Source organism: Campylobacter concisus (assembly GCF_003048535.1).
Classification (GTDB): domain Bacteria; phylum Campylobacterota; class Campylobacteria; order Campylobacterales; family Campylobacteraceae; genus Campylobacter_A; species Campylobacter_A concisus_S.
The window spans coordinates 41209-50934 of record NZ_PIRQ01000010.1; the positions used below are offsets into that span (position 1 = coordinate 41209).

Here is a 9726-nt window from a genome sequence, read left to right on the forward strand (position 1 = left end):
GGAGAAAAAAGATGACAATAGCATTTTTATTTATCCTACTTTTTGCGCTAATGCTAATAGGCGTGCCTGTGGCTGTTTCACTGGGAACTAGCACCGTTTTGACGATGATATTTTTTACAGACATAGACATCGCTACGATCCCACAGCTAATTTTTGATGGTATCAATAAATTTTCGTTAATGGCGATCCCGATGTTTATCTTGGCTGGAAATTTACTAAGCAAAGGTGGCTCAGCAAGGCGTATCATCGACTTTGCAAAGTCTATGGTCGGACACTTGCCAGGTGGTTTACCTATGAGCGCGATATTTGCCTGCATCATCTTTGCAGCGGTCTCTGGAAGCTCGCCTGCGACGGTTGTAGCTATTGGCTCAATTATGTTTGCAGCGATAAAAGAGGCTGGCTATCCAAAAGAGTACGCAGTTGGCGGCATAACAACGGCCGGCTCGCTTGGAATTTTGATCCCGCCTTCAGTTGTTATGATAGTTTATGGCGTAACTGCTGAGGTTAGTATCGGCAAGCTCTTTATGGCTGGTGTTGTGCCTGGTCTTATGCTTGGAGCCTTTATGCTCGTTCAAACCTATGTCGGAGCAAAAAAGCTTGGTTTTAAAGCAACTAAGGCTGAGCCATTTAAAGTAAGAGTGCAGAAATTTGCCAAAGCATTTTGGGCGCTTTTAATCGTTGTCGTGGTCATTGGCGGAATTTATGGAGGAATCTTTACTCCAACTGAAGCTGCTGCGGCAAGTGCGGTCTATGCGCTATTTATCTCACTTTTTATCTATAGAGATATAAAGATAAAAGATCTTTGGGACATCTGCCTAGACTCGGCTCTTACAACAGCTATGATATTTTTCATTATCGCAAACGCCGTTGTTTTTGCATATTTGCTAACTAGCGAGCAGATCCCTCAAGCGATCGCTTCGATGATACTTGACGCAAATATTGGTATGATAGGATTTTTGATATTTGTAAATATCCTGCTCTTTATCATGGGTCAATTTATGGAGCCTTCAAGCGTTATCATGATCATGGTGCCACTATTGCTTCCGATTTCAACGCAACTTGGCATAGATCCGATACATTTTGGCATTATCTTAGTTGTAAATATGGAGATAGGTATGGTGACTCCGCCTGTTGGACTAAATTTATTTGTCGCAAGCGGTCTTACAAATATGAACTTAAAAGAGGTCATCATGGCATGCTTGCCTTGGACACTTACTTTGTTCTTTGGCCTTATCTTGGTTACTTATATACCACAAATTTCTCTTTGGTTGCCAAACATAATGTATGGACATTAAAATTTAGAGGCTCTTGCCTCTAAATTTATACTTTTGGGTCGTAATCTGCACTCATAACAATATTTTTACCACTTCGCTTACCAACATAAAGTAGATTATCAGCTTGTTTTATCATCTTTTCTAAGTTAAATTCTCCCGTACCATCATGAGCAACTAATCCAAAAGTCATAGTTGCGTTGATCTTTATGTTTTCAAACTCAACTATATTTTTACTCAAAGTCTCTCTAACACGTTCTACGATACTTACAGCTGCGTCTTTTTTTACGCCCAAGACGACTGCTAAAAATTCTTCTCCGCCAAATCTAGCTACTCTATCTTTATCTCTAAATGTGTTTTTAAATATGCCTGATAAGCTTCTTAAAACAGCATCTCCTGCGCCGTGTCCATAAGTGTCATTTATTTTTTTAAAGTTATCAATATCGCACATAACGATAGCAAAGTCCCTATTTTTATAAAGATCATTTTGGCTTAAAATTTTCTGTATCGAAGTGCGGTTTAAAAGCCCTGTTAATGGATCGTGATTTAAGATATTTTCAGCCATCTCTTTTTCCTCTAAGATGCTTAAAAATATAAATAAATTTGAGCTCTCCAAAAGATACGAAACAATAACCGAAAATACACAAACTATACTTAAGTTAAAAACAAAAAGTAGATCTTTAAAGCCTTCAAAATCTTTTACAGGCTGGCCATCTAAATATACATAGCAGGCTATGGATAAAATTATTTGCACTGCAACTATTATGTAGTTAAAAAATTTATAGGTAAATGAAGTAAAAAACAGTATTAATGACGATGCTAAAAACAATAACCCAAATCCATATCCCCATCCAAGTGTCAGCATACAAACCAATGCATGAAATAAAATTTCAAGCTGGACTATTACCATTGTTATCTTGTTATTTTCAGGACTATCGTAAATAAGCCTTAAAAGAAAAAGATAGGTTGCTACTGAAAATATATTCGTAACTGCTAGAATTTCTTCTTTCATAAATAAAAAAATGAAAAAATAACAGACGTGAGTTAATAATATTGAAAATATGATAAGTTTTTGGGTCGTATAGAGTGAAATTCTACGCATCCGAGCCCTTTTTTAAAATTTCTAATTCGATACGGTCTTTGCCATTTTGCTTGCCTTCGTAAAGCAGCTTATCTACTAAAGTTATGGCTTCCTCAAAATCCACCTCAACACCATTTGCACATATTAGCATGCCAAAGGTCATAGTAACTGAAGTTTTATCTGGAAGTTTTGCGTTGTTTATCTGTTTTTTAAGCCTTTTGCTCACTTCGTGGATAAATTCTATCTTTGTATCGGGCAAGATTATCAAAAATTCTTCTCCGCCCCAGCGGCAAACATAGTCTTTACCTCTAAATGATTTCTTTAAAGCACTGGCTACATCTTTTAAGACCTCATCACCGCAGTCATGCCCATATGTATCATTTATTTTTTTAAAATTATCAATATCGCCTAGCATTATGACTAAATTTGTATTACCACTTCTTTCCTTGTTGGCAATTAGTTCAAATCTTAAAGTTTTTTCTATTGTTCTTCTATTTAAAAGCTGCGTTAAAAAATCATGCTTTGAGTCCTTTTCAAGCTCTTCCGTCTCTTTTCTTATTTGCTGATATCCACTAGAAGTGATGATATCTGCAAACATTGAAAGTCTTAAAACAATAAAAAAAGCAAAAACAATACTGCACACGACTATCGCCCCTCGTATAGCAGATGGGATCAGCGGTGCCTCATCTTTGTGAATAAAATAAAGAAGTATAAGCAAGATTAATTCTAAAAATGCCATTATATAAGTAAGACTCTTTGAATCAAACGCTAGGAAGTAGTTTATAAAAATTACACCAACAAGTATTATCCAAATTCCAGTATTCCAACCTATAGTAGTAACAATAGTAACAAGTAATATGATATTTAGGTGAAATGCAAGGGATATTAATACTCTATATTTTATGTCAAATTTTATTCTAAGCAATATTCCAGCTGCTATAAATAATAAGCACATAAAAAGTAGTGGTGTAGCTATGATCATAAAAAGCAACAAAGATAGTGCATTTGCAGCTATCATAACGTCTAATATCGTTTTATAGATATCATCGATCGCTTTATAACTACTTTGATCTACAAAATCGTGTGTCAAACAAAACTCCCTGTAAATTTATTCCATTAAATTTCATTAAGTATTTCTAATAAGAGTCGTAACTATCCTCGTCCTCGTCACTATCTTCGTAGTTGTAGTCATTTTCATCGTAATTATAGTCATAACTATCGCTACTATCGTCCTCATCGTCATTAAATTCAGAGTAGTCTTCTTCTACTTCTTCATAGTCAAAATCATCACTCATTGTTTTCTCCTTAAATTTTATCTTTGACACTTTCAATATACAAGCTTTGGCTTGGGAATGCGAAATTTAGACCATTTTGCTTTAAAATATCCATAATCTTTAGCATTACATCTTGCTTGACATCTAAAAATTCTCCCCAAACGATAGTCTTTGCAAAACAATAAACTAAGATATTTATCGAGCTATCTGCAAAATCATCAACTACGACAAATAAATTTGATTTATATCCAGCATAATCATCAACCGAAACTATACTTTGTCTATATTTTAGCCCTTTTTTCTTTGCTGTTATATCCTCACTTTTGGCAATATCTGGATGATTTATCAACATAGTTTTTATGTCATCTACACATTTTTTAATCTCATCAGTTGTCGCTCCATATTCAATACCTATTAGCATTCTAATACGTCTACCGACTTTTCTTCTACTCCAGTTTCTAACAGGATCACTTGCTAGCTTTGAGTTTGGCACAAAGATTAAAGCATTATCAAAACTTCTAATAGTCGTCTTTCTAAAGCCAACCTCAACGACAGTGCCCTCTATATCACCACAAACTATCCAATCTCCTTGCGAAAATGAGTTATCAAAGAGCATCATAACAGAAGCAAAGAAGTTTGCGATGATGTCCTTTGCAGCAAATGCAACAGCAAGACCGCCGATACCAAGGGAGGCTATGAGTGCTGATATATCAAAGCCAAGCTTTTGAAGAATTAGTAAAAGTGCGATTATTAATACAATTACATAGACCACTTTTAAAACTAAATTTACGACCTCTTTTCGTCTGCTCTTTTGAGCGATTTTATCGATTATTACTATGCCATAACCATTTAGAATGGTTAAAACAAGCCATGAAAATGCGACTATATAGACGATCGAGAAGATATTTGCTAGAGTTAGTGGCACTGGTACTGGATAAAAGCCAACACCGATACAAATATTTAGCGCATAAATGATAAGAAGTGCAGAGATAGGTTTTTTAACGATATCTACTATCTGATCCTTTGCCTCCTTTACACCTTCACCAGAGGCAATAAGTGACATAAGCCAGTACGTGAGTTTGGCAAGAATTCTTGTAAGTGAGACAAAAAATAAAAATACTACGATTATAACTACGATCTTACCAACGTTAAATTTTGCCGAATTTATAGAAGTTAGCTTATTTATATATTCGACCGTATCGACTAAATTTAGCTCTGATAAGATCATGCTTGAGCTCAGAAGATCGGCATTGTTTTTAAGATAGATTAAAATTTCCTCATCAGTCTCTTTTTTTAAATCAAGCTCGGCAAATGCGTTATCGTAAGAGCTTGAAGTCTCATTTAGAGAATCTTTTAGCTCTTTTATACTGACGTAAGAATTTGTTTGTAAATTTAAAAGTCCGTTATCTATCACCTCTTTTATAGAGTTTGCTTTAGCACCTTTTTTAAATATCTCTTCAAGATTAATTAAAGCCGATAAATAAGCATAATCTATCTTCATTTTCTCAAGCTCAATAGCACTTTGAACATAAGCATCTTTATTTAATTGCTTCTCTAATCTAGCTACTTTTTTTTCTAAATTATTTTTTTGCAAAATAAATTTATCAATATCGTTTTGAGTTACTTCAATCTGCATAACATATAGTGGAATTTTTTCCAAAAGGTCATTTTTTTTCTTTTGAAGTCCAGCTAAATTTGAATTATCAGCTTTTGTTGAGTTTGTATCTTTTTGCTGTGCTTTTATGATTTGGATTTGGTTGTTTAAAGTTAAAATTTGATTTGTTAGACTTAGTATATTTTCTTCTTGTGTTTTATTATTTTCAGCACCAAAAAGCATTATAAATGAGAGCAAGACGATGGTTAAAATTTTACGCATTTTCACCCCTTTTATCTGCTAAAAGTTTGAATGTGCCCTCTTTTAAATCGTAGCTAAAAATTTCGCCGGCTTCTATAATGTAGTGCCAGCCATAAATTTGAAGATTTCCTCTTTCATACTCCTCTTTTACATTTGGATAAGTCATTATATTTTCGATCGAATTTATAACATTTAATCTCTCAGTTAGCCACGCCATTTTTGCTGGATCGTCGCTTGTAAATTTAAGTACTTCTCGTTTGATCGGCTCTATTAGCTTTATCCAATTTCTAACATTTGGCGTAGTTTTGAGCTTTTTTTCATCCATATAAAGCGCTGCACATCCGCCGCAGTCAGAGTGTCCGCAAATAATGATATTTTTGATATTTAAAAGCTCTAATGCATATTCGATAGCCGAAGTCGTTGCCAAAAATTCCTCACTCACTCTATAAGGTGGCACAATATTTGCAATATTTCGTACCATAAAAAGCTCACCTGGAAGGCAGTTTGTTATCAAATTCGGTACTACTCTTGAATCAACACAGGATATAAAAAGGGTATGTGGGTCTTGTCTATTTTGTAGACTTTTAAAGAGCTCTTCATGCTCCAAAAAGCCATCTTCCATAAATTTTACCGCACCTTCAAGTAGCGAGTCATCCATAAAAATTTATCTCCATTTTTTATATTTTTACGCGATTATAGCAACTTTTATTTAATCTAAAAAATACTTTAATATATAAATTTTTAACTAATATAATTTGTTAAAATTCTTTTTATTCATTGTTTAATTATTTTAGGCTAAACTCATTCAAAAATTCATAAGGAGATAAAATGAGTCTGTATGATAGGAATTACGCAAAACAAAATCAAGAAGAACTTGCGTATTCTCAAAGCTCACTAAGCACTTTTATAAAACAAACTTATCAACTTTTTGCAGCATCACTACTTTCAGCAACAGCTGGCACTTATGTAGGTATTAGCATTGCTGGCGTTTTTGCAGCAAATAGATTTTTGTTTTGGGGACTTGTTATAGTCGAGTTTGTACTACTTTTTGGCTTAATGGCAGCTAAACGTAAAGAGGGATTAAATTTAATACTTCTATTTGCGTTTACTTTCATAAGTGGTCTTACGCTAACTCCGCTACTTTCAGCGATCTTGGCTATGCCAAGTGGAGCTGGTATCGTAGCTCAAGCATTTGGACTAACAACAGTTGCTTTTGGTGCGTTAAGTGTCTTTGCAATGAATACAAAACGCGACTTTACAACAATGGGTAAAATGTTGTTCATAACGTTAATTGTTATCGTTGCAGCAGCTATTATCAATATCTTTGTTAAAAGCACAATGTTTCAACTTGTAATCGCAAGTATTTCATCGATCCTATTTAGCGCATATATACTTTTTGATACGCAAAATATTATCCGTGGAAACTACGAAACTCCAGTTGAAGGCGCAGTTGCTTTGTATCTTGATTTTGTAAATCTATTTACATCATTACTACAAATTTTAGGAATTTTTAATAGAAATGACTAAAGATGAGCGCATCTACCGAGTAATAGATGCGAATCTAAATAGACTAAAAGAAGGGCTTCGCGTTGTTGAAGATATAAAAAGATATGTCTTTGATAACGCCAAGCTCGCCTATAAGATAAAATCCCTCCGCCACAAAGCAAAGATACCACAAACAGAATTTTTAAAATTTAGAAATTCTCAAAACGACGTTTTAAAAACTAGCACAAAAAGCGAGCAAGCTAGAAAAAATTTAGATGAGATAATCACTGCAAATTTCAAGCGCGCCCAGGAGAGTGCCCGCGTGCTTGAAGAGTGCTTTAAGCTCATAAATTTAGAACAAGCCGAGCTTTTTAAAGGCATAAGATACGAGCTTTATGAGCTTGAAAAAGAACTTTAACTAAAAATTTAAATCTTTTCTTGTATAATCGCAATCAATTATTTTTAAAAATTTAAAGGAAATTTCGTGAGTTTAATATTTTTGATCTTACAGTTTGCTCTAGCTGTCATCATAACTATCGCTGTTTTACTTCAAAAAAGCTCATCTATCGGACTTGGGGCATATAGCGGAAGTAACGAGAGTCTTTTTGGAGCAAAAGGACCAGCTGGATTTTTAGCTAAATTTACTTTTATCGTAGGTATTTTATTTATCTTAAATACACTTGCACTTGGATACTTCTACAATAAAGATCTAAAACGCTCTATCGTTGATAGCGTCGATAGTAAATCTCTAGTCATACCAAAGTCAAACGACGTACCATCAGCTCCTAGTGCACCACAGACTCCAGCAAAATAACAATGATAAAAACACTTTTAGCGTCATTCTTGACGCTAACATTTGCTTTAGCAGACGCTCATATTTTAGTCTATCATCGCTTTGACGATCCAAGACATACAAGCACTGATATTTCTATTAAAAATTTAAGAGAGCAGTTTGAATATTTCAAAAATAATGGCTATGAAGTCGTTAAACTTTCAAAGTTAGTCGATGCTGTAAACGCTGGCGAAAAAATACCTGATAACTGGATCGTCATCACTGTAGATGATGGTTATAAAAGTTTCTATGACAAGGCCCTTAGTGTATTTAAAGAGTACAACTATCCATTTGCGCTAATGCTTTATGTGGAAGCCAGCGCAAATAAATATGGCGATTATTTGGACTTTGATCAGATTAAAGAACTTGAGGCTTATGGCGAGATTGGGTACCACTCGTACGCTCATCCAAGGATGACAAAGCTTAGCGATGAGGCCTTAAGAGAGGATTTTCAAAAGGGTGTAGAGACCTTTGAAAAACATATGGGTTATAAGCCAAAATTCTTTGCAGTACCTTATGGTGAGATCGATAGTCGAGTCGTAAAACTTGCAAAAGAATTTGGTTTTTTAGCACTTTTAAATCAAAACTCAGGTGCAGTTTCAGACAAGAGTGATGTTTACGATCTTTATAGAACGCCCGTAATGAACGGTACAAAAATAGCACTAACTTTTAATAGTAAATTCCTAAATGCCCAGTGGATATTTCCAGATAGCTATCCACAAAATAATGCGATCGATAAGCTAATCATCAAAACCGATACAAATGCTAGCGAAGGTAACTTTTTCATGACCGGCTTTGACGGCTTTAAAAAAGTACCTATGACAAATGGCGTTTTTGAGTGTAAATTTGATCCACCGCTCGACAAACGCAAAGTTTTAATATCACTAAAAGTAGATCATCAACGAAGTACAAAACTTCTAATAAAGGACATCAATGCTAAATAAAATTTATGAAACACAAAAAGAGGGCTGCGAGAAGGCAATCGCTTCATTAAAACGCGATTTTACAACGCTTAGAACGGGCAAGGTAAACATTAATATTGTAGATCATGTAATGGTTGATTATTACGGCTCGCCAACTCCGCTCAACCAAGTAGCTACTGTGCTTACAAGCGACGCTTCAACTATCGCCATCACACCTTGGGAAAAGAGCATGATAAAAGCGATCTCTTCAGCTATCCAGGCAGCAAATATCGGCGTCAATCCAAATAGTGATGGTGAGAGTGTCAAGCTATTTTTTCCACCTATGACCGTCGAGCAACGCCAAGAAAATGCAAAACATGCAAAATCAATGGGAGAAAAAGCCAAAGTTAGTATAAGAAACGTAAGAAAAGACGCAAATGATGAAGTCAAAAAGCTTGAAAAAGATAAAGCTATAACTGAGGACGAGAGCAAAAAGGGGCAGGATGAAGTTCAAAAAATAACTGACACCTACACTGCAAAAATCGATACTCTTGTAAAAGAAAAAGAAGCCGAGCTTTTAAAAATCTAAATTTTTAGAAATTTTTCCTTATCTAGCTACTTTTATGTGGCTAGATATTTTCTCAAAATAATATTTTAGAAAAATATTTATTTAGTGGCTAATTTAATTTTTTATCTGTTGTGTTTTTACCTATTAAATATAAATAGAACCTAACTATATAAAATATAGCCACCACTTTGTCTTTAAGCTATTTCCATGAATTTTTAATTTAATTTCTTATTTTGAGTTTGTCTTAACTTTTTCACTCAATATTATTAATTTTATGTATATTTATACACTGGATTACTACCTATTATGTATTTTGGATGTGCTACTACAAATATTATTTTGAGAATTTAAGATAGTCAAAAATAAAATATAAAAACTCTTAAACTTTTCCTTATCTTACAATATCTTACTTTGAATAAGAAATTTACTGATATTTTTAGTTCTAGTAAATTTTGGGC

Annotated in this window: 11 protein-coding genes; 6 read left to right on the forward strand and 5 right to left on the reverse strand. The window is 34.2% G+C overall.

Annotated features, from left to right (window positions below):
- Nucleotides 1–11: 11 nt before the first annotated feature.
- On the forward strand, nucleotides 12–1295 hold the full coding sequence (locus tag CVS93_RS09070) for a TRAP transporter large permease (protein WP_021091123.1): 1284 nt from the start codon (nucleotides 12–14) through the stop codon (nucleotides 1293–1295).
- Between the two features lie 25 nt (nucleotides 1296–1320).
- On the opposite strand, the gene CVS93_RS09075 is transcribed toward CVS93_RS09070, so the two are convergent.
- The 5 genes from CVS93_RS09075 to CVS93_RS09090 are packed head-to-tail and all read right to left on the reverse strand — an operon-like array spanning nucleotide 1321 to nucleotide 6139.
- On the reverse strand, nucleotides 1321–2373 hold the full coding sequence (locus CVS93_RS09075) for a GGDEF domain-containing protein (protein ID WP_107687377.1): 1053 nt from the start codon (nucleotides 2371–2373) through the stop codon (nucleotides 1321–1323).
- Nucleotides 2366–3442, reverse strand: a complete 1077-nt coding sequence (locus tag CVS93_RS09080) for a GGDEF domain-containing protein (RefSeq protein ID WP_234400127.1) — start codon at nucleotides 3440–3442, stop codon at nucleotides 2366–2368. Before CVS93_RS09080 ends, CVS93_RS09075 begins: the two co-directional genes overlap by 8 nt.
- Nucleotides 3443–3488: 46 nt before the next feature.
- A complete protein-coding gene (locus CVS93_RS09875; protein WP_021091126.1) occupies nucleotides 3489–3647 on the reverse strand; it encodes a hypothetical protein in 159 nt (52 codons plus the stop codon).
- A 10-nt stretch (nucleotides 3648–3657) separates the two neighbouring features.
- On the reverse strand, nucleotides 3658–5502 hold the full coding sequence (locus tag CVS93_RS09085) for a mechanosensitive ion channel domain-containing protein (protein WP_107687378.1): 1845 nt from the start codon (nucleotides 5500–5502) through the stop codon (nucleotides 3658–3660).
- On the reverse strand, nucleotides 5495–6139 hold the full coding sequence (locus tag CVS93_RS09090; RefSeq protein ID WP_107687379.1) for a carbonic anhydrase: 645 nt from the start codon (nucleotides 6137–6139) through the stop codon (nucleotides 5495–5497). Before CVS93_RS09090 ends, CVS93_RS09085 begins: the two co-directional genes overlap by 8 nt.
- Nucleotides 6140–6309: 170 nt before the next feature.
- Between CVS93_RS09090 and CVS93_RS09095 the strand changes: the two genes are divergently transcribed.
- The 5 genes from CVS93_RS09095 (at nucleotide 6310) to frr (ending at nucleotide 9289) form a co-directional block, all read left to right on the forward strand.
- A complete protein-coding gene (locus CVS93_RS09095) occupies nucleotides 6310–7008 on the forward strand; it encodes a Bax inhibitor-1/YccA family protein (protein ID WP_107687380.1) in 699 nt (232 codons plus the stop codon).
- A complete protein-coding gene (locus CVS93_RS09100; protein ID WP_103629387.1) occupies nucleotides 7001–7384 on the forward strand; it encodes a thiamine-phosphate pyrophosphorylase in 384 nt (127 codons plus the stop codon). The genes CVS93_RS09095 and CVS93_RS09100 overlap by 8 nt, the downstream gene beginning before the upstream one ends.
- Before the next feature lie 66 nt (nucleotides 7385–7450).
- Nucleotides 7451–7780 carry a preprotein translocase subunit SecG gene (gene secG, locus CVS93_RS09105; protein WP_021091090.1) on the forward strand — a complete coding sequence of 110 codons (330 nt, stop codon included), beginning with the start codon at nucleotides 7451–7453 and terminating at the stop codon, nucleotides 7778–7780.
- Nucleotides 7781–7782: 2 nt separating this feature from the next.
- Nucleotides 7783–8742 (forward strand): polysaccharide deacetylase family protein, encoded by a 960-nt coding sequence (locus CVS93_RS09110; protein WP_107687381.1) that lies wholly within the window; start codon nucleotides 7783–7785, stop codon nucleotides 8740–8742.
- Nucleotides 8732–9289: a ribosome recycling factor gene (gene frr, locus CVS93_RS09115; RefSeq protein WP_072595202.1), complete on the forward strand. Its 558-nt coding sequence runs from the start codon at nucleotides 8732–8734 to the stop codon at nucleotides 9287–9289. Before CVS93_RS09110 ends, frr begins: the two co-directional genes overlap by 11 nt.
- The last annotated feature ends 437 nt before the right edge of the window (nucleotides 9290–9726 follow it).